Annotated in this window: 16 protein-coding genes; 6 read left to right on the top strand and 10 right to left on the bottom strand. The window is 40.1% G+C overall.

Features of this window, described 5'->3' with window-relative positions; genetic code table 11:
* Positions 1 to 83 precede the first annotated feature (83 nt).
* Positions 84 to 473, top strand: coding sequence for a hypothetical protein (locus ACXAC4_RS25800; RefSeq protein ID WP_475167564.1), 390 nt, complete (start codon positions 84 to 86; stop codon positions 471 to 473).
* Here ACXAC4_RS25800 and ACXAC4_RS25795 read toward each other — a convergent pair.
* The 3 genes from ACXAC4_RS25795 to ACXAC4_RS25785 all read right to left on the bottom strand — a co-directional run bounded on the left by ACXAC4_RS25795 (position 470) and on the right by ACXAC4_RS25785 (position 5,416).
* Positions 470 to 2,362: a YfiR/HmsC family protein gene (locus ACXAC4_RS25795; protein WP_475167562.1), complete on the bottom strand. Its 1,893-nt coding sequence runs from the start codon at positions 2,360 to 2,362 to the stop codon at positions 470 to 472. The two genes, ACXAC4_RS25800 and ACXAC4_RS25795, sit on opposite strands and share 4 nt — an antisense overlap.
* Before the next feature lie 8 nt (positions 2,363 to 2,370).
* Entirely contained in the window at positions 2,371 to 4,401 is a 2,031-nt protein-coding gene (locus ACXAC4_RS25790; RefSeq protein WP_475167560.1) for a TonB-dependent receptor plug domain-containing protein, read from the bottom strand.
* A gap of 193 nt (positions 4,402 to 4,594) precedes the next feature.
* Complete coding sequence (locus ACXAC4_RS25785) at positions 4,595 to 5,416, bottom strand: hypothetical protein (protein ID WP_475167557.1); 822 nt, start codon at positions 5,414 to 5,416, stop codon at positions 4,595 to 4,597.
* A 125-nt stretch (positions 5,417 to 5,541) separates the two neighbouring features.
* On the opposite strand from ACXAC4_RS25785, the gene ACXAC4_RS25780 reads away from it, so the two are divergent.
* On the top strand, positions 5,542 to 6,081 hold the full coding sequence (locus ACXAC4_RS25780) for a manganese efflux pump MntP (RefSeq protein WP_475167556.1): 540 nt from the start codon (positions 5,542 to 5,544) through the stop codon (positions 6,079 to 6,081).
* Positions 6,082 to 6,387: 306 nt separating this feature from the next.
* On the opposite strand, the gene ACXAC4_RS25775 is transcribed toward ACXAC4_RS25780, so the two are convergent.
* Entirely contained in the window at positions 6,388 to 7,536 is a 1,149-nt protein-coding gene (locus ACXAC4_RS25775) for a S8 family serine peptidase (RefSeq protein WP_475167554.1), read from the bottom strand.
* Positions 7,537 to 7,920: 384 nt separating this feature from the next.
* Here ACXAC4_RS25775 and ACXAC4_RS25770 point away from each other — a divergent pair, with 384 nt between their 5' ends.
* Together ACXAC4_RS25770 and ACXAC4_RS25765 are read left to right on the top strand one after the other, a co-directional pair.
* Positions 7,921 to 9,144 (top strand): glycerophosphodiester phosphodiesterase family protein, encoded by a 1,224-nt coding sequence (locus ACXAC4_RS25770; RefSeq protein ID WP_475167551.1) that lies wholly within the window; start codon positions 7,921 to 7,923, stop codon positions 9,142 to 9,144.
* 75 nt (positions 9,145 to 9,219) lie between these two features.
* Entirely contained in the window at positions 9,220 to 9,495 is a 276-nt protein-coding gene (locus ACXAC4_RS25765; RefSeq protein WP_475167548.1) for a hypothetical protein, read from the top strand.
* A gap of 61 nt (positions 9,496 to 9,556) precedes the next feature.
* Here ACXAC4_RS25765 and ACXAC4_RS25760 read toward each other — a convergent pair whose 3' ends face one another.
* Complete coding sequence (locus ACXAC4_RS25760; protein ID WP_475167544.1) at positions 9,557 to 12,226, bottom strand: TonB-dependent receptor plug domain-containing protein; 2,670 nt, start codon at positions 12,224 to 12,226, stop codon at positions 9,557 to 9,559.
* A 281-nt stretch (positions 12,227 to 12,507) separates the two neighbouring features.
* Here ACXAC4_RS25760 and ACXAC4_RS25755 point away from each other — a divergent pair, with 281 nt between their 5' ends.
* Complete coding sequence (locus ACXAC4_RS25755; RefSeq protein ID WP_475167541.1) at positions 12,508 to 14,868, top strand: hypothetical protein; 2,361 nt, start codon at positions 12,508 to 12,510, stop codon at positions 14,866 to 14,868.
* 103 nt (positions 14,869 to 14,971) lie between these two features.
* On the opposite strand, the gene ACXAC4_RS25750 is transcribed toward ACXAC4_RS25755, so the two are convergent.
* On the bottom strand, positions 14,972 to 15,553 hold the full coding sequence (locus ACXAC4_RS25750) for a TetR/AcrR family transcriptional regulator (protein ID WP_475167539.1): 582 nt from the start codon (positions 15,551 to 15,553) through the stop codon (positions 14,972 to 14,974).
* A 132-nt stretch (positions 15,554 to 15,685) separates the two neighbouring features.
* On the opposite strand from ACXAC4_RS25750, the gene ACXAC4_RS25745 reads away from it, so the two are divergent.
* Positions 15,686 to 16,729: an alkene reductase gene (locus tag ACXAC4_RS25745; RefSeq protein ID WP_475167537.1), complete on the top strand. Its 1,044-nt coding sequence runs from the start codon at positions 15,686 to 15,688 to the stop codon at positions 16,727 to 16,729.
* 106 nt (positions 16,730 to 16,835) lie between these two features.
* On the opposite strand, the gene ACXAC4_RS25740 is transcribed toward ACXAC4_RS25745, so the two are convergent.
* The 4 genes from ACXAC4_RS25740 to ACXAC4_RS25725 all read right to left on the bottom strand — a co-directional run bounded on the left by ACXAC4_RS25740 (position 16,836) and on the right by ACXAC4_RS25725 (position 21,177).
* Positions 16,836 to 18,293: a serine hydrolase domain-containing protein gene (locus ACXAC4_RS25740; protein WP_475167533.1), complete on the bottom strand. Its 1,458-nt coding sequence runs from the start codon at positions 18,291 to 18,293 to the stop codon at positions 16,836 to 16,838.
* A gap of 154 nt (positions 18,294 to 18,447) precedes the next feature.
* The gene (locus tag ACXAC4_RS25735; RefSeq protein WP_475167529.1) at positions 18,448 to 19,500 is read right to left on the bottom strand and encodes a hypothetical protein; all 1,053 of its coding nucleotides are present in this window, start codon (positions 19,498 to 19,500) and stop codon (positions 18,448 to 18,450) included.
* Between the two features lie 226 nt (positions 19,501 to 19,726).
* Positions 19,727 to 20,914 carry an NO-inducible flavohemoprotein gene (gene hmpA, locus ACXAC4_RS25730; protein WP_475167526.1) on the bottom strand — a complete coding sequence of 396 codons (1,188 nt, stop codon included), beginning with the start codon at positions 20,912 to 20,914 and terminating at the stop codon, positions 19,727 to 19,729.
* A 14-nt stretch (positions 20,915 to 20,928) separates the two neighbouring features.
* A complete protein-coding gene (locus ACXAC4_RS25725; RefSeq protein WP_349287919.1) occupies positions 20,929 to 21,177 on the bottom strand; it encodes a hypothetical protein in 249 nt (82 codons plus the stop codon).
* Positions 21,178 to 21,230: the final 53 nt, after the last annotated feature.

Here is a 21,230-nt window from a genome sequence, read left to right as displayed (position 1 = left end):
ACAAAGTTAACGTTTTTATCTTTTTTAGAAACTGGTTGATGTTCGTTTTGCGGAAGATATAAAAAGTAGCATGTAGGAATAAAATGATGAGTGACTTGGCGCAATGGATAGTTGCACTTTTGAGTGGATATTTTATCGCATTTGGTCTTTTGGCTTTGATTAAACCTGAGTGTGTAAAAACGTTCTTGCTCGCATTTGCTCATTCACCGAAAGCCCATTTTACAGAAATGGCTTGTCGTTTGGTGGCTGGCACAGCTTTAATTTTGAATGCTGAAAATATGAAATGGGAGTTCGTTTTTAGTGTATTTGGCTGGGTTTTGATATGGACAACTCTTGGATTGTTAGTGATACCCTGGCAAAAACATCGTCAATTTGCACAGCGGTTTGTACCGCCTGCGCTTAAATATCTCGTTTTAATAGGCATAAGCTCGATAGGCTTTAGTGTTTTGTTATTTTGGGCCAGTTTTGGTTAGGTTTGAATGGTAAAAGGAAAAGACAGCTCAAAGTGTGCGCCGTTTTCACTTTCTAAGCAGGTGATATTTCCCAGCATTTTTTGGGTGATTAAGTTATAGCAAATACTTAAGCCCAGCCCTGTCGAGCCTGAATTTCGGTTTGTGGTGAAGAATGGGTCGAAAATTTTATCTATATTCTGTTTATCTATGCCGCATCCATTGTCTTGGTAGTGAATGAAGAGGTGTCCGTTTTCTTGTTTTACTTCGAGTTGGATGTGCCCAGCTTGTTGAGATTTAAAGCCATGAATGAGTGAATTAATGACAAGGTTGGTGAGCACCTGAGAAAAAACGCCGGGATAAGTGTAAATACGTTTTTGAAAATCACAGCGAATAGAAACATCAACTTGGGCGCGTTTAAGCTCATGTTTTAAGCTCGTGATGATTTCATGGAGATAATCTCCTATTTCAAATTCTCTGGCTGCTTCGGATACCTGATCAGCGGACACTTGCTTAAAGCTTTTGATCAGATCTGCAGAGCGACACAAATTTTTGAAAATGATATCAGTTGCTTGTAGCTGCTCTTCAAGAATGCGTTCAAATTTTTGGCTTGATAGCTTTTTATCTTTGAAATCAGAATAGATCTCTGTCGAAATCGCGCTTAGGTGGGTCACGGCTGTAATTGCAGCCCCTAAAGGCGTGTTAACTTCGTGCGCAACCCCAGCCACTAAACCGGCAAGTGACGCCATTTTCTCTGATTCAACGAGTTGCTTTTGCGTTGATATAAGCTGCTGATTAATGTTTTCTAGCTCTTCGTTATGTGCTTCTAGTAGCTTGTTTAGAGCTTGTTTACGTTTAGATAAATACCATAGGTTTGCCGCAAGCACAGCAAAAGCTATCAATGCGCCTAGGCTAATAAATAGCACATTGGTGGTTTGTTCTACTTGTTTTTCTTTTACCTGCAACGCTTGCTCTTTTTCTTTAAGGCCATTTGATAAACGGCTTAATTTTTGAGTTTGTTGTTGAATGTGTTGTTGGTTTTTATCAATAAGTGCTGTTAATTTGCGACTTTGCTCGTTCATTTTATCAAGCTCATTTTGAGTCTCCCTCACTTTATTTTGTTTATCTTCAAGAAGGTGCTCTTTCTGTGCCAGTTGACTGGCAAGGTCGTCTAATTGCTTTTCATGATCAAACTGAGTCTGTTTGATTTTATCACTGAGTAGAAGTAGCTCTTTGTTTCGGTTATTTATCTGCGCTTGTTTTTGTTCTATTTGGGTTTGCTTACTTGTAATAGTTTGTTGCTGGTTTTTTATATGGTTGTTTAACTTATCGATTTGTTTAGCTGAATTAGAGAGTTTGGCGGTCATCTCTTTAACCATATGAGCAACATCAATCTCAGAACCACCGAGTAAGACAATATCTTCACTGATTGTGAGTCCCTGATATAGCAAGTTATAGCGGTTAAGGTTAAAAGACAGCGTTTGCTTGTCGGTTTTATAAAAGTTAATGCCAATCAATTTGTTATCAGTGACATATTCGCTGACGAGCAATGTTGCTCGGTCGCCTAACAAGGCATTAATCCCAGAAATATATCTATTGTGGCTTTGTCCTATTACTAAAATATGTGCGTCTGTTAAAAGCACATGTTCTGCTTTAGAAATGCGGCTTAATGTTAAAGGGTATTTAGACGCCCCAGAGTTCGCCATATTTTGAAGGGCCTGCCAATATTGGTCGTCATTGCCCATGTATGCGACATTCAACTGCTGAGGCCTGTTTGGCCAATTTATATAGTGACTAAATTGGCCAATGAAAGCTGATTTTAGGGTTTGTTCAGAGATTGAGTCTTCAGCATTACTGCTAATGCTGCTGAGCATGACCACAATGCAGAATATTGAAAGTAAGAGATATTTCATACTCATACCTAAAATTGCCAACTGAACTCTAATGTACCATTGCGACCTTTCAACGGTATGCCATTTGGGTGAGCCGGAACAGTAGAAGGGTTATAAAACGCATCATCAAGTAAATTATTGATGCCAAATTTTAAGGATAGCTTAGGGTTTAACCGATAGTGCAGATATGCCCTGAGATACCAAAAGCCAGCAATATTGTTATTCAGCTCTGTTGAGGTTGGTGTTTCTCTGTTGGAGCGATAAGTTGCTGATAATTGATAGGCTAAGTTGTTTAGTGAATGCTCTAGCTGAATACTTGCTAATGCTTTTGAATCTCTAAACGCAGAAATAGGTCTCTTTGTGAAGTAGGTGGCTGTTGTTCTTAGCTTTATATTGTTTTGTAACTCCCAAACCAGCTCAGTTTCTATGCCGTGACCATATTGATCGGTTGAATTAACTTGGCCTGTCAAATTCTCACTCACCAGCCCATTGATAATAGGGTCTGAAAAATGGTTATAAAATAGATCAACCGAAAATAGCAGTTGCTCGCCTGTGAATTGTGCGATGAAGTCGGTGGTTTTTATAGATTCACTTTCTAAGTTGGCGTTACCACTTCGAGTGATGCCGCTAAATAACGTTAATTCGCTGAGTTCTGGTGCCCTGAAGGCTTCGCCATAAAGCAGTTTGTATTGCCAGTGGTTATTAGCTAGATAGACAGCACCAAGTCTTGGCGTGAATTGCGTTTTAAGATCTGGGTAGCGATCAAACCGGCCGCCGATAACCCAATTTATGTTTGCGAATGATGTTTGATATTGCGCATAAGCGCCAATGAAAGGCTGAGAGGTTTCACCGCCAATTTGTGTTTTATAGTCAACATTAGGGTAATGCTGAATAGGGTAGTTTTGATTCAATAATGCGGGTAGGTCGTAATTGGTAAACCCTTCGGCTCGCTCTTCTTTGTTAATTTGCCATTCAAAGCCAAATTGCACACTCGACTCCTGAGTTGCTTGCCAGTTGTTATGCAAAGCAACGGCTGCTCTAAAGTCTTCAAATACCCCATAACCCAATAGAGGGGCATCACTGCTCGGTTCACTGACTTTACTGAAGATATCGCTTGGCGTACTTTGATTGCCATTTTTTAATGTGGTTTGTAAGTAATCGAATTGAACACGAGATTGAATGCTATCAACTAGGCTAAACTGGTGCTCGGTCAAAAGGAGTAAAGCACTATGGCGTGAAAAGTTATGTTCGTTGCTGGTGCGGGCAATATGATAAAACTCAGTCATATCCAGTTGTCTAAAATGTATAGTGTAGGCGTTGTTTTGATTATGTACTTGGGCATGAAATGTCGTTAAGTCATAGGGGTCTTGAGTATGTAAAGGTTGCTGAGTAAAGGTATTATTTACTATGTAGTCGCTACCTGACGCTTCAATACGATTTGCTTGAAAATTCCAGTTATAGCCGTCAAACTCACCAGAATTAGCTACAAAAAGATCGTAATCTATGTCGTTGCCTGTGGCTAAACTGACCGACTTTTCGGTTTTTCTTGTAATGATATTGATAACACCAGTAAATGCATTACTGCCATAAATTGAAGAGCCAGGACCGCGAATAATTTCAAGTCGTTCAACATGTGCCAAAGCAAAGTTTGCTAAATGAGCCGCATTGCCCGAACGTGGACCATTGATTTTATGGCCGTCGAGTAAAAATAGAATTTTTTTACTCGATGCGCCAAATGTTAGTGCACGTGAGGAGGCAGAGTACTCGTAGGGGTAATTACTATAGCGTGTAACTTGATAGCCCGACACAAACTCTAAGATTTCATGTAAATATCGCAAACCCATTGTTTCAATATCTTGTCGAGTAAAGACAGTGACGGGAGAGGGAATATCCGTAATGGCTTTGTCTGTGAGTGTGCTTGTGGCAATTTTTACGTTAAGTAAATCTTGCAGTGATAAGCTATAAACCGGATTAGTTTCAGTAGCTTTGATTTCTGCATAGGCATCAAACATTGCAAAGCAAAAAAAGAGGTAAATAATCGCCTTTGAGTAATCAACCATACAATGCAATCCATCATTGCTGCTTAGTTACATAAAGCTCCTAATAACGCGAATTAAAAAAGGAACTCGTTTTTAAACTAGTATAGTAAACCTATTACATTGTGCAGATTTAAGATGTTTTAAGACTTTTTTATTGTAATAAAAAGGCGAAAATTGTGTGTGCTCTCCAGGTCCGTTGTTTAACCAACTCGACCTAATTTGTTTGATAATAAAACATAGTTTGGTTGATTTTTTTTATAATCTCATATTGTAGACCTAGGTGATTATACTCACCGGGTTCAGGTAGCTTTTCTGAGTAATTCATCATTATGCCCCAGTGATTGTCTCCTAACCCTCCAAAAATAATATTCAGACTATTACCGTTAACTCTGGTTATGGCTGCAACTTTGAATTCTGTCATTGTATTTCTGAGGACTTGAGTTTTAGAGGCAAGTAACAAGTCTGCTGGCGCTTCGTTAAGCGGAATTATTTTGAATTCAGCCGACGGTATAAAGCCGGCAGCTCTTGAAGGTGAGTATTGCAACACTTCTTCAGGACTAAAAAATGAATTATTGATGCGAAACACGTCCTCTGACGTTTGCTGGACGATTTCGATATCACGTTGTTTTATTAAATTGCTGAGTTCAGTTTCGGCGTTATCGAGAAAAGGGTTAATGATTTCAAAACGTTTTTTTTCACATTTTTCATGTTTACAAATGACGGTATTAAGTAATTGTATTTGTTGTTGTTCACTAATATTTAGATAGGCACGGCCAAGAACACCATAGTTAAAGTTCGCAAAGCTCTGCTTATCTTCATTGCTTTCAAAACTTGTAGCTCTTACATCCATTATGGCAAATGGGTAAAAAGAAGGTAAATACGCAAGTTCTAATTTTGTAGCGGGAAGCATTTGCTTAAAGTGCTTTAATATTGAGATATATTCGTCATTAATTGCTTTATTAAAATATTTTGGCGCTTCAGCCAGACTATTGATTGAAAAACAAAGTGTAAAGCATGCGAAAATAAATTTGAGCATAGAAATTTTCATTTTTTATTACACAACATATCAACTATTTAAGAGTGTGCAAAGAATAAAGTGGCTTTACTCTTCAGTAAAACGAATTAATATGCGAGGCCGAATTTTTATTGTTGTGAAGTTGAATGTTTGAAGTATTGATATTGGCCGTCGCGCTGAGTATGGACGCCTTTGCTGTATCGGTTGGACTTGGCGCTAAAAAGCAAGATAGTTTGCATAAAGTTGCTTTGATGTGTGCGATTTATTTCGGTGTATTTCAGGGGGCGATGCCGCTAATTGGGTACTTGGGTGGTTCAGGTTTATTGAGCTGGATAGGTGGTTTTAAACAGTCGATTGCATTTGTAATACTCTGTGGAATTGGCGCAAAAATGGTATACGAAGGGGTTGACTCTGAGGAGAAGGCTGAAATTAAACAGTTAACACAAAAAGTGATGTGCTTATTGGCCATTGCTACCAGTATTGATGCTATGGCTGCTGGGTTTACATTAAATTTAATGTCGGTAGATCCTTTTATTGCCTGTTTAATCATAGGTGTTATTACCGCTGTGTTTAGTTACTTAGGCGTGTTGGTTGGCAACAAGTCTGGTACTTGGTTAGAAAGCAAAGCTGAATTGCTCGGTGGCACGGTATTAATTTTGATTGGATTTAAGTTTTTATTGTTTTAGAAATTAAACAAAAAGGAGAAGATCCGCTTCTCCTTTTTGACTGATATGAAGTGTTTTATGTGAGCGTTAGTTAAGCAACGAACAGCTCACAAAAGAACAACTAGTTAACCTGAGCTATGGACAATAAATTTATCTCCAGCGGCCACTTTCAACGTTAACTGCGTTGAATTTACTTGTAATAGGCCAGCTATTGACGCGTAAATTCGCCTTGTTATCGCTAAAAGTCTCCGGCTGCAGAATTGAAAAAAATACTTACCAATTCAATATCACTACTTTAGTAAATCTCTTAACCAAAGCTCAGGTTAGTTAAAGATGTACAATGCTGTCTGCGTTGCCATCTGGGTCGTTAATCGCTTTGCCATCCACACTAGGGTTGCCATTACTCATCATGATAACGGCACATGCTGCAGGCGAAGCCATTGAAGTACCCGACATTGTTGTTGTACCACCACCGCTACGTGTTGAAAGAATACTTACACCCGGTGCTGCATAGTCTACTGGTGGATTACCATAGTTTGAGAAACTCGCAAAACGGTCGTTAGAATCAGTTGCAGAGATGGTCAATACACGATTGTGTGAAGCACTTGCAGGAGAAACATTAGACGCATGCTGACTTTCGTTGCCAGCTGCAATCACAAAGAAGGCACCTGATTGCTGCGCAGCGTTTTCAACCGCATCGTTTAATTCTTGGTTAAAACCACCACCTAAGCTCATGTTTGCACAATCACCAGCACTTGCATTTGCTGCAACGTGGTCGATACCCGCTAAAACGCCAGACCAGCTACCTGAACCGCGAGAATCTAATACTTTGATTGGTACCACTTTTGCACCCGCTGCAACACCGACCACGTCAATGTTATTGTCTAATGCTGCAATTGTGCCTGCAACATGCGTTCCGTGACCGTTACCATCGTCCATACCTGCATCACGGCCTTTCGTGAAAGCGGTAAAACCGCGTGAACTGTCAACATTTAAGTCGGCGTGGTCTAAGTCGATACCAGAATCTAAAACCCAAGCTGTGTAGTTGCTGCCGTCAACTGGACCACCCACACGTGTCACACTCCAAGGCGTTGTTTGGCCATTGTTACCGCCACCAGAACCTGGCTTGCCTTTAAATGCTTTAGCCGGGTTAGCGTGTACCATACCATCTGGCGTAAAACGCATAATATCAGCGTTATTTGCAAAAGCTGCTTTTGCCTTATCACAACTCATGTTGACTGCCATGCCTTTAATGGCATTTTTATAAATATGTTTTGCTTTGGCATTACTTGAAACCAACATGCCGCGCGCTTTACCTTCTACATCAAACTTTGAGACGTCATCGTTGAAGCGAACAATACAGGTGTTGTTTACTTCTAAATCTAAACTTGCCCCTTGGAAAGTAGCTGGCTGAGCAGATGCCATTTGTGTTGCACACACAGCGATAACAGCGCCAGCGATCAGAGTTTTATTCATCTTGTTGTCCTTTATTTATATTTTTAAGTTAACCAATTGTTAAGTTGGTGTTTTAAAAGTTAAGTTGTGACGGGTTTTTGTCAAGGTAAGAATTGAATAAAAAATACTCATCGGATTTCATTGGGGATAATTTATGTAGAAATTTCCATTTTAAGATATAAATTTCCCAAAATTTCTATTTAATGAAAGTGTTATGCATTTGCCTTGTTTTGTTAACTTAAACAAATTATTCCCCAAAATGGGTATTTAGGTTTTTTTAGACTTTTAGATGGTTAAAAGTAAGGGTTTTATTCAAGCGGTTTGTGATGAGTTTTGTGACGACATCCATTTTATTGTCATTATTAGGTGTTTTAATTGTCATAAGTGAACAAATAAAAAGCTTATATGAATAGATTACTAGGTTTAGGTTTAATACTTCTAGCAGGGTGTAGTGCCAAGCAACACAAACTATCGAATGAAGAAGTTCAAGTCGGTGTACGACCTTACTATTTACTTGAACAACTACCAGAGTCTGAGTTGAAGAGGCGACTTAGCGCGTGTGAAGCTTCGAGCTTTAAAAAGACTGATTTCTCTATAGGTCATCGAGGCGCGCCTTTGCAATTTCCTGAGCATACAAAAGAGTCATACATAGCTGCAGCTAAAATGGGGGCAGGTATATTAGAGTGTGATGTGGCTTTTACCAAAGATGAAGCCTTGGTGTGTCGTCATTCTCAATGCGATCTGCATACCACGACAAACATATTAGCCATGCCTGAACTCGCAAATAAATGTCGTATTCCTTTTCAAGCAGGTGATATCAATAAAGGCATTAAGGCACAGGTCCAGTGTTGTACTTCGGATCTAACCTTAGACGAATTTTTGCAACTAAAAGGCAAGATGGATGGTGCCAACGAATTTGCTAGAACAAAACAAGAGTATATGCAAGGCACACCTAAGTGGCGTACTGATTTATATGCAGCAAGTGGTACATTAATGACGCATAAACAAAGTATTGCGTTATTCAAACGGCTAGGCGTAAAAATGACGCCTGAGCTTAAAACACCTCAAGTTGAGATGCCATTCAATGGCTTTACACAGCAAGACTATGCGACAAAACTGATTGCAGAATATAAGCAGGCTGGTGTGTCAGCGGAAGATGTATTTCCACAATCTTTTTTACTCTCAGACGTACAATATTGGATTAAACATCATCCTGATTATGCTCAGCAAGCGGTTTACTTAGATGATAGCTATGAAATGGCTGGGTTTGATCACAATGAACCGAGTACTTGGCTACATACGATGGATGAACTGAAAGCCATGGGGGTGAATATTATTGCACCACCGCTTTGGATGCTAGTCACCGTCAATCAAAAAGGGAGTCTTGCACAATCAGCTTATGCAATAGAAGCAAAAAAAGCGGGATTAAAAATTATAGCCTGGTCACTAGAAAGATCTGGGCTGCTCAATAATGGTGGTGGTTTTTATTATCAATCAGTGAAAGAGTTAGCTATAGATGATGGATTTACGTTAACGCTTTTAGATTTTCTAGCCCAAGATGTGGGTGTAATAGGTGTATTTAGTGATTGGCCCGCAACAACAACGTTTTATGATAACTGTATAAATTAATTTGAATAAAAACTACACAATCTGTTGTTTTTTGTGTAGCTTTATTCTGTACAGATCAGACAACAAGGAATAATTATGAAAAGTTTTACACTGAGTGCCTCATTAATCGCGATGATTTTTTTAGCTGGCTGTAATTCTACTAATAATAATCTTCAGGCTAACAATGAAGAAATAGATGAAGAAAATATGGTGTGTTACACAGAGCCAAAATTAGGTAGTCGATTTGTAAAGAAAAAATGCGTGACTAAAGAAGAAGACGCATATCGTAAGGCATTTGCTGAGCGTGATGCGGAAAAGTTTGAAAGGTCAATTGCTACTCGAGGTGGAGCCGGTACAAGAAGTGGTAAGTAATTAAAAACCTGAATTAATAAAAAGCCCTAGAAAATTCTCTAGGGCTTTTTGCTTTTATGTCTTAGAAGTTGTACTTAAATTTCGCGTACATCTGACGACCAAGCGCATTATGAGTTTTATTATCAATACCCATAGATTCAGAAGGCGCTTGTGGTGCTTCTTCATTCATGAGGTTTGCTGCACCGGCTGTTAAGATTAGATTATCAAAACCTGTGTAGCTGACTGAGGCATCCAGCGTGGTCCAAGAGTCAATCTTAAACTTGTTACCTTTTGCATCAGCTAGGTCGTTATAAGCGTCGATATGACTGAAGCTTAGTGTAGTGAGTACGTTATCTAACTCCCAATCAATGCTTGCAGTCCATCTGAACTGAGGATGCTGATATTCACCGTTCAGATCTTCAGCAGCAATTGAGGTGTTACCATTTTCATCACTCTCAAAAGATTGCTCTTCGAAGTTCAGTGCATAACTAAGTTTATAGTCAAACTTGAAGAAGCCCATGTCATTGGTATCAAGCTTATAAGCAAGGTTTAAATCAAAACCATCTGTCTCACGACCACCAATATTCACGAAGGTATCATAGATAGTTTGAATACGACCTGGCGTACTGCCTTCGTTCGGACCACGTACGACAAGGTTTGCATCGGTACCACAACAATCAACTAGCTTTTGTGCACCAATCTTCTTGATAAGATCTTCTTGGTCGTAGTTCCAATAGTCTACGCCTACAGAGAAGTCTTCAGTTGCTTGCCAAACAACACCTAAATTGTAGTTAGTTGATGTTTCGGGTTGTAGGTTTTTGTTACCAGCAACAACGGCTGTGTACTCATAAGGTTCACAGTCAAGTTCGGAGCCTGTAATTTTACAGCGCTCTTTGTCGATGACGCTTGGAGATTCATCAGTACGGCCTAAGTGAAGTTGAACCAAAGAAGGTGCTCTAAACGCAGTACCCCATGAACCACGAACAACTAAATCTTCAGAAGGCGCCCAGCGGAAAGCAACTTTAGGATCTGTGGTGTTACCAAAGTCACTATAGTTTTCATATCGAAGTGCTAATTGCAGTTCTAATGTTTCAAGCACTGGCACACTGAATTCAGCAAATAGGGCGGTGTTATCGCGATCACCGTTAGCCTGTGTTGCTTCCGTACCAAAGATCTCACCGCGTAGGTATTGGCTATCTGGGTTATCTTCGATTTTCTCGTATCTGTGTTCTAAACCAAATGCCGCAGCCACAGCACCTGCTTCAAGTTCAAATACTTCACCTGATACAGTCGCATCAAAAGACTGCATGCTTGAGCTACCATATCGTGTTGTTGTTGTTTCAATGAATGCTAAACCTTCAGGTGTATTGGTACTTGGTTCAAACGGATTCCAATAACCTTTATCGATCGCTTCTTGAGCACGCAGTTTGTTCGGGAAGCCATCAAAGCCTTTTTCTACAGCACTTGAACGAATAGCTGAGTAAGCTGTTTCCCAATCCCAATCGTTAAATGAACCACGGGCGCCGATCACGGCACGATAATACTCAGAGTCTACGTCTTTCTTACGGTTGCCAATATCATATGTACGGCGTCGCATTGAAATATCAACACCATGTAGGAAATGATCAGCGTCATCGGCAAGTGGATGATTTGGGTTATCGCCGCTCATGAATAATTCGGTGAAGCTTGGACTACCTGCACCTTGAATGAATGTAGAAGCGTGTTGCGCTGAAAACTCCATGAAACCTTCAATATCATCTGTGATTTCTTGTACACCGTTGTAGTTAAAGCTAATACGCTCTGTTGAAGGCACTAGGCTCATGTGTGGTGCATAGTCATAGCGGCAAATATCGCCAATGATCAAAGATTCATCACATTTGTCTTGACCCCAAACATCAGCAAAGATGGTTTGTTTTACAGGAGTACCGTCATCGGCAATACTCTTCGTTGGTAGGGCATTCCATTGTGCGTCAGTTAGCATGCTTCTAACGACTTCGATACTACCCGGGATGCCAGAAGAGCTCAGCGAGTTATTACCGCCACGGAAACGTTGATCGGCTGTTGAGGCATAATCACGGTCTGCATAGAACACATCGCCGCGCTTAAAATAGTCTAAAGAGAAGTTGTGATAACCTTTGTCACTGGTAGAGCCCCAAAGTAGTGTGAAGTTTTGCTCTTCACCACCGCCGTCAGCGGTATCTGAAATTTTGCCTGCGACTTCAAATCCATCGATGTCATCACGCATGATAATATTGATTACCCCTGCTACAGCATCAGAGCCGTAGGTTGCAGACGCACCATCTTTAAGAATGTCGATGCGTTTTACTGCTGAAACGGGAATGGTATTTAAATCTACGAAAGAGGTTTCGATGTCTTTTGCGAATGGGCTGACAGCAACGCGACGACCATTAATTAATACCAATGTTGATGAAGCACCTAAGCCACGTAGCGCGACGCTTGAACCACCATTGGCTGTATCATCACTCGAGTTACCTTGGGTACTAAAAGTACCCGCCCCAGAAACTGGTAACTTTTGTAATGCGCCAATTAAATCCGTTGAGCCTGTCGCAGCGAGATCTGCTGCAGAAAGAGACTGGACTGGTGAAGGGCCTTCCATATCAGTACGTTTAATATGTGAGCCGGTGACTTCAATACGCTCTACTTCTTCGTTATTTTCAGTAGCAAGTACCGAGGTTGAATTAGCAACGATTACAGCCATTGCGACCGCAGATAGTTTATTGATTACTTTCATATTTTCCCTGTTAATCTATGTTGTCATTGTTATGGTGAGATGTTTTTTAACATACTGATAACCTGTTGTGAATAGTCTAACTGGTTATATTTGAAACAATATATGGCTGTTGTTACATTTTGCATTAATGTACCCGTTGAGTTTTCTGAAATGTTCCCGAAATGGCAATAATTGAAATAAAATTAATTGCTTACAAATTAATACATTTTTTAAAGTGCAGTTTTATGAGCTTCAATGTAAGTTTCTAATTGAGGAATTTAAGCTAAATAAGGAACATTAGAATGCGTCATCTCTCATTATTTATTTTTTGTGTTTTGTTAACCGCCTGTGGAGGTGGAGGAGGAAATAAAAGCGAGCCTGAAACTTCTCAGCCAGTAAGTCAAAATAAAGCCCCTCAAGTCAGTATTTCAGGTGATTCAGAAACGCCTTCTCTAACATCAATCAGACTAAAGACATCTATTTCTGACCCAGAAAATGAAAGCGTCATAGTTAAGTGGACCAGCTCATTAAGTGGTGTGACTTTTAAGGACTCGTCAAACACGGGAGTGTTAGTTCAATTTCCTGCTGTTACAACAGATCAAGAAGTGACCCTTACTCTTGAAGTGACAGACAGTGCCGATAATAAAGTAAAGAAAACTTTCATCGTTATGGTGAAAGCTTCTAGTAATCAAGTTGATATTGATTTACAAGATAATTATGAGTTTTTCTCTGGTGACTCAGTTGAAATCACAGCACAATTTTCTTCACGTGAAGAAATAATTGATATTGAATGGCAAACAGATGAGTTAGACCTTGCTAACAAACAAGTTACAACGCAAGAATCTAATAACAGTGGTTCTTCAGTCGTGACATTTACAGCGCCAACGTTATCCAGCGAGTATGCTTATAATTTGAACTTTGTCGTAACGACAGATCATGATGAATACCAACAGCCTTTTAAGCTAACTATTTTGCCGAAAAGCGAAGTGGGTCTAACGGTGAATCTTGACGCAAGCTATGAGCTTAATGAGCAAGATTATTTATTGATAGAGCCAAAAATTCAATCATCTGAGCGCATTACTTCTTATCAATGGCGCTGGTTAGGTACTTCGTTAGGAGAACTGGTTAATACCAAGAATAAGACTGTGACTATCAAAGCGAATGAAGTATCTGATGACACGAGTGCAATATTAGTACTCGATGTTGAAACTCAAAGCGGTGAGAAAAAGTCTGTTCAAACTGAAGTTAAAGTAAAAAATGTCGTGCAAGTCGGTAAGCTCTCGTTATCGGTGAACAGAGCTTATGCTGCACCGGGGCAAGAAGTTGTGGTGAGCGTTGATACAGACAGTGCTGATGATATTCAGTCTTTTGAGTGGGTAATTGACGAAGAAATTTTTAAACAAAAAGAAGAGTCGGCGACCGAACTTTCGTTGGTGATGCCGTCGCAAAATACTTCGTTAGTAAGTACCTTGGTGCAATACAAAGTCACTTTTAAAAATGGGCTTGAAGCAACAAAAAATGCTGTATTTGCTCTGCTCAGTGAATCTGCGACCAAAGCGACATTAGATATAGAGCAGCCAAGTGAATTGCCACAACTATTTAAAAACGAGCCGCTGACTTTCAATGCTTTAGCAGTTGATAAAGCTGGGGTGTTAGACAGTGTCTCTATTGATTTATCAAGCTTAAGCTATACGGAGTTAGACACCGCTACTGTGACTCGGGATGGCTTAAACTTAGCATTTACTCTTAATGCTAAAGACATTTTGATTGATAGAAAATTATTGCTAAAAGTAGTGATGCAAGCGGGCACTGTTTCGACCACAGAGTTAGTATCAATTAACTTAAATAAGAGCAATTTAAAATTATTTTCTGGTACCGAAAAAACCTATATTGCGGGGAGTGACTTTTACGTCTTTGGTTATGGTAAAGATCGCATAAGCAACTCTGGTGTAGCAATGGACTGGTCAACGAATAATGATGATCTAACAATTGAAACTCTGAGCTCGACAGTTGCGAAAATTACTAATAATGCAACAAGCAGCTTTCCTATTGTGACACTCAGTGCACGGGATAGTGAAAACCAATTGATACAAGCCGATTTAAAAACCAATATGACATCTCGAATTTATGACAAAGGTGAACGCTATACCTGTTATTTCAGGGCCGACGAAGTATCATGTCGAGATAATTTAAATTCCTTGCTTGACGTCGGAGAGTTAGCTGCCCCTGTTAAAAAGGGTGTAACCAAGGGAGAGTTTGTTTGCTTACTCAATAATGATGACCAAGTGAGTTGTCATGGTATAGGGCCGTTGTCTGTATTAGAAGTACCTGAAAGAGCAGGTGTAGTTAATATTGTTGCTATGAGTAATACAGACATGTGTGCGAAATACACTTCAGGTGATTGGCAGTGTTGGGGCGACAAAGCCGATTATTTCAATAACTTGTTTGTAGGCAAAGGTCATATTGATAATTTAATTGGTACGCCACAGGGGGGGTGCTTAGTTAACTCAGGCTTCATTGAGTGTTATAACGACAAAAGTGAACTGATTTATCAAGACAAAAACAGCTTTGTAAAGTCGCTAGAGTTTGTGACTTTACTAAAAAAAGTGTGTTACACCACCGAAAGCTCATCATTACGAACTTGCCCTGATGAAATTAACTAATTAACTTGCAAAAAAAAGAGCCTAAAAGGCTCTTTTTTGTTTTATTAGGGCGTGTTTGTCTTTGAGGTATGGTTTTAATCTAATCAAAGGCTTTCAATGCGGCCTAAACGCAAACGTCTTTGAATAGTTGCTTTGCTAACTTTTTCAATGTTTCTGGTTCTGGATGCGTATTAGCAAATGTTCGCAAGCCATAAATACCCATTACAAAATATCGTCCTCTACATTCCGCTGAACGTGAATCAGAAATATCGCCCTCATTTTGTGCGCGTGCAAATTTATCGGTAATTGCTGCCTGCCATGCTTCTAGCTGCTGGCTTATTAAGGATTGTACTTCGTCATCTTGCTCGGCTAATTCGTTGAGTGCCTTTGTGAGCAAGCAGGCTTTGCTGCTATCACAGCTTAAGCACTCTTCGACAATATGTTCTAAGTAGGTTTCTAGACCTTGTTTACTTGAGTCGCTATTGATGAAGAAAGCACAAAACTCATCGCTTCTGTCTTGGTTATATTGCGAAATAGCAGCCAGCAGTAAGCCTCTCTTATTCTCGAAAGCACAATAGATAGACCCAGGGTGCAGACCGGTTGCTTGTTTTAGATCTTGCATACTGGTTTTAGTGTAACCCTTATTTAAAAAGGCCTGCATGGCAGCTCGAAGCACTGCAACTTTGTCGAATTCGGCACTACGCATTGTATTTATCTTGAAGTGTTGATGAGGCAAGTTTAAATCAATTTGAATGTTTGTTCAAAAAAGTTCTTGAACGGTCATTCAAATAGGGCTATCTTGAATAAACGTTCAAGAATGTACTTAAAGAGAGATTCCATGACTGACAACCTATTTCAACCATTTGCATTAAACAGCACCATAGAGCTAAAGAATCGCATTTTAATGGCACCGCTTACGCGTTGTATGGCTGACGATAATTTAGTGCCGACTCAAGCTATGGCAGATTATTATGCCCGTCGAGCAGGTGCAGGCCTGATCATCACTGAAGCGACACAAATTCGTGCAGACGGCCAAGGTTACCCAAATACACCGGGTTTATTTACGCCTGAACAAATCGATGGCTGGCGCGTTGTCACAGACGCAGTACACAAAAATGGCGGAAAAATTTTTGCGCAAATCTGGCATACAGGGCGAGTATCTCACCCGTATTTTTATGAAGGCGATGAAGTACTTGCACCAAGTGCGGTGAAGGTTGAAGGCACAGTGCCGAGAATGCGAGACCTTGAGTACCAAACGCCAACCCCTATGACGCAAGCTCAGATCCAACAAATGGTAGAAGATTTTGCACAAGCTGCATCGAATGCCATCGACGCTGGCTTTGATGGTGTAGAGATCCATGGTGCTAATGGCTATCTTGTTGACCAGTTTTTGCATTACTCAAGTAATACCCGTGAAGATGAGTTTGGTCAGACACCTGAAAACATGGCACGTTTTCCACTACAAGTTGTAGATGCAATCAGTGACAGAATTGGAGCAGATAGAACCGCTTTACGTCTGTCTCCAGGAGCATATTTTAATATGGAAGCAGACAGCAGAGACAAAACTGTGTTTGACTATTTATTAGATCAATTGTCTGAACGCCAACTAGCTTATTTGCATGTGGGTATCTTCGATGACGCCATGGAATTCGACTATTTAGGTGGTACAGTAAGTCATTATATTCGACAAAATTATCCACATACGCTGGTGGGGGTGGGTGGTTTTTCTGCAGAGACAGGCAGCCAAGCCATTGTTGATAATAAATTTGATTTACTGGCGATTGGTCGCCCTTTCATTGCCAACCCTGACTATGTTGAGCGTGTTCAATCAGGTGAAGCGGTGGTTGAATACTCAGAAGAAATGCTAACACAATTAGTTTAAACGCTGAGGTTTTAGCACACTAACAAAAGTTTCCCGATTAAAAATTCACTTAGACCAAAGTGCTTACTCTTTAGTAAGCACTTTTTTGTGTTTTTACTTAATTTATTTACTTTATCTTTTGTAATTCAAATCGACCGGCAACAGTTAATCCTGTTATTTTTTTCCCTTCGAATGTAAAAACAAACTCATTGCCAGAAACGGCACTGATGAATTTCGAGGTGTTTTCCGGTACGAGCCGGGACGGCATTACGTCACCCGGATTTTGAATTGTCACCTTACCTTCACTCACGCTAATTTTAGAGATGAAGTCGCCATTATAACCAATGTCAGTAAGTAGCAGGTATTCACCTTTATAGGCGTCTAATTGCTGGGGGGTTAATGTAACAGGCTGAATGACAGTTTGCTCTAAGAATGCAATATCATAATGCTTAGATAATGTTGCCATAATTTCGTTGTTCAGTGTATTTGCGTTGTCACCATTGGACATCACGACAAAAGCATCGCCTTTATTTACTAATGCTTTAAAGTCATTTGTGAAGCCAAGATTTTTTCCACCATGTCCGAATGCAAGTTGTCCATCAACGTCCATTAATGCAGGGCCTAGGCCCCAATCATTTTTATGTTTGGTAAACATGGCTTGTACGGTTTCTTTTTGCAAAATACCATCTTTCTTACCCTTCATAATGGCTTGCATATGAGCGACATACTTTAAAATATCAGTTGGGGTTGTCCAAAGACCAGCCGCTGGTTTTTCAGGGTAATCATTGAATACAGCTGAATGCATATTGCCATCACCATCAAATGCGGCACTGGCTCGTTTCTTAAGATCATTTGGTAATGTATGTGCGTAGGTGCTGTTCAGCATCCCCATAGGTTTAAGAATGTTTGCATCGGTAAACTCAGCAAATGTCTGTCCGCTAATTTGCTCTACCAGTAACTGCATAACCGTGTAGCCACCTCCAGAGTACCGCCATTCAGAACCAGGCGTTAACACAACTTCGACTTTAGCCGTGTTACCTTTACCATTTAAGACATCGATAGTTGAAGGAACGTAATCACCTGTTGAATAGCCGGGGAACCCGTGCACTGATAACCCTGCGGTATGAGTGAGTAGCTGTCTGAGGGTTACAGGTGTTTCTTTAGATAGCTTAGCGCCAGTTAATTGATAACTTTTGAGGAATTTGTTTACATCTTCGTCTAAAGACAGCTTACCTTGCTCAACTAATTTTAACGCGGCTAATGCACCGATGGGTTTACTAATTGATCCCGCCTGAAATAGCGTATGTTCGTCTACTGGCTGTTTTGTCTTACTGTTAGCAATACCAAAGCCTTTAGCCCAAATAATCTCACCATTTTTTAATACTGCGATGCTCAAGCCTGGTACATTCTCTTCAGTCATCCTTTTCACTAAGGTAGTCTTAGGTTGTGCTTCTCCTGCAATAACAATGCTTTTTTGAATGTGCTGTTCGATTGTGTCAGCAGCATGGGTTGGTTGGCTAAGCGTACCTAATACGAGTATCAAACTGCTAGCAATTGCAATATTAATAGCTTTCCTTATAAACATATTGGTTCCTCAATTATTCGATTTAGGTGGAGTCTAATATTTAAGCTATCAAAGATGTTGATTGGTGACTACTGTCTTGAAATGCTTATTTACAAATAAAAACGGCGAGTGCTAGCTCGCCGTTTTGTTTGGGGGATCTTCGTCAAATAAAAGTTTATTGAAAGTACTGAGTCAAAGCTTGTTTTAAGTGTTCAGCCATCGCGTCGCGGTGATATTTTCTGACACCATAACTTTGCTCTAGGTGAATAAAGCGTTTTGCTGAGGCATCTGCGCTTTTGTGGCAACTATCAACAGAGCCATTTGAGTGGCGACCTTGCACATTCCACGTACCACCTAGGCTTTTAGTATCGTTACCATAAACACAGGCTTTAATTTTGCCACCCGCTTCGACGTTTTTTCTGAGCAGTTGCATAATACTGTGTTCATCATCGTTGGTTGCGTAACGCACACCCTCACTTAAATTAAGCATGAGGTCGTTATCGGTACCACATTGAGATTGTAATTTGGCACGAGTGGTAGAGCCAAAACCGTGATATTGAATAAACACGGTCGTGTCATCGTAGTTGCTAGCTTGTTCGTGGGCGACTTGAAAGTATGATTCAGTTTGGTGCGCAACGTCGCTTGCAGAGTAATTTGTGCCTGTACATTCGCTAATATCATGACTGCTGTCACGGCGTGTCCCTGCGAGCATTAGTAACTTGCTCTGTGTGTGTAAGAAAGCGTCAATTGATTGCGTCCCTGTGAAAGAGTCGCGTTTTGGGTGAGGTGCTTGAAGTACCGCATTTAAGCCATTTGGGTTAAGCACATAAGTACCACCACCTTTAAAATCTGCACTTGGCAATTGGTTTTTCTCTTGCAATAAGTAGTAAGTATTACCCGTATCTACATCTGAAAATTGAATAACTAGGTAGTCAATTTGTTGGGCATATTCTTCTGCAAGCGGCCAGTTTTGTTGATAAAAGGCATCAAACATTTGCTCGAACGTGTGTTGTTCTTGAGCTGATGGCATCACCCAGCGGTCATCGGCTTTGCTGCCATAGTTATATGACTTCAAATGCTTATCTAACTCACCAGACATCAAGGTGATTGCTTTTGAAGGAAAGCTAAAAAAAGTAATGAGAAAAAGAACGCATGTGATGATGACGTAAAATACCAGAGGACGAGCACCATTTGATGTATTGGCTGTTTCAGATCCGAATAAATGCATATTGCACCCCAAATATGTTGAAAACTGACCCAGTTACATCCTTGGGAATACTTAAAAAGTATTAGTCTGTTTTTTAAATTTACTAAAGTAGTAGTATTAATATCAGGGTTTGCAAAAAAGTACTAGTACGATCATTTAAAATGAGCAAATAGTATTAGCTAGAGGCTAGAAGCAACCGAAGTAACATATGTGGTCAGTTCGGTTGCGTTGTTGGGGTGAGAGAAAGTTAAAGTTGGGCGTGCGGGCCGAATACTTCGTAGTGAATTCGGCTACTGCAAACACCTAGGTTTTCTAATTGGGTTTTAGCAAATTTCATAAATCCAATCGGCCCGCAGATATAGAAGTGACCAGTTTGCTTAGGTAACTCTATTTGTGAAAAATTAATCAAGCCAGTTGATTGATTTTCCTGCAATTTAGACTGCTTCTTTTCTCTTAACCAAGTATGGTGTGACCATTGGTTTTGCTCACATAAAGTTGCCGTTTGCAGTGCAAACGAATGTTGTTCTTCATTTTCACAGGCATGTAAGAATGTCACTGGGTGTGGATATTTAATATCGGACTTAAATTCAAGCATAGATTGCATTGGCGTGATGCCTACCCCTGCGGAAATAAGTACAACTGGTGATTGTTTATCTGAGAAATAGAAATCCCCAACAGGGGCATGTAAATCAACAACATCACCAACATTTAGATGATCGTGCAGGAAGTTTGAGACAATACCTTTATGTTCACCTAATTCTCGCTTTACCGAAATGCGGTAGCTGCGTCCATTTGGTTTATCTGATAACGAGTATTGACGTATTTCTGTGTGTTCAAAATGTTCGCTATTGATCTCAATACCTAAGTATTGGCCAGGTTTAAAGTCTGCAACCGCTTGTTCATCAACAGGCATAAACACAAAACTGGTAACCAATTTTGATTCAGGCGTTTTACTTGCGAGTCTAAAAGCACGTTTACCTTGCCAACCTCCATGTTTACTGGCGTTTTCGGTATAAATTGAGTTTTCTTTATTGATGAAAATATCAGCGAGTACGCCATAAGCAGTGGTCCACGCGTCTTCTATTTCTGGTGTGAAGTCTGCGCCTAATAATTCCCTAAATGTCTCAATTAAATGTAGGCCAACAATGTCATAGTGATGCGCTTGAATGTGAAAGCTGGTGTGTTTGTTTGCAATACGCTCTACCGCACTTTTTAATGCACTCAGGTTATCTATGTTTTTTGCATAGGCCAGTATAGCTTCAAATAACGCGACCTTTTGACGACCTGTATGTTGGTTACTCATGTTGAAAATGTGTTTAAGTTCAGGGTTCTCTCTAAACATACGATTATAGAAATGCTCTGTGATGGCACTACCACCTTGTTCAATAATGACAGATGTATTTTTAACAATATCTATGTGCTGTTTGGTTAACATGACTTTCCTCAAGATTAAAAACTAGTGTGGCCTAAGTGATAAGCGCCGATGCAGCGGATCACATAAGCAACTTTGAATAACGCGCTAAAAATGATTGTTGCGATATGGCTAGCAATCTGCACTGGCAAAGAGAACTGTTCTGCTAGTGAAAAGCTGATAATGAGCGAGCAAAGCGTCAGTAATAATAAAATTACCATGGCACGGCTGCCAAACTTTAAGCAGTACTGATATAGGGGTTGCTCTGATAGGACTTTTGATTGCATAAAGCTTACTCTTAATTAAACGCGACGAGTTATATAAATCAACATTGGTGCCA

The organism is Pseudoalteromonas sp. AWM4_233 (assembly GCF_056158285.1).
The sequence above is the reverse complement of the archived record's forward strand: the minus strand, read 5'-3'. Positions and strand labels throughout refer to the sequence as shown.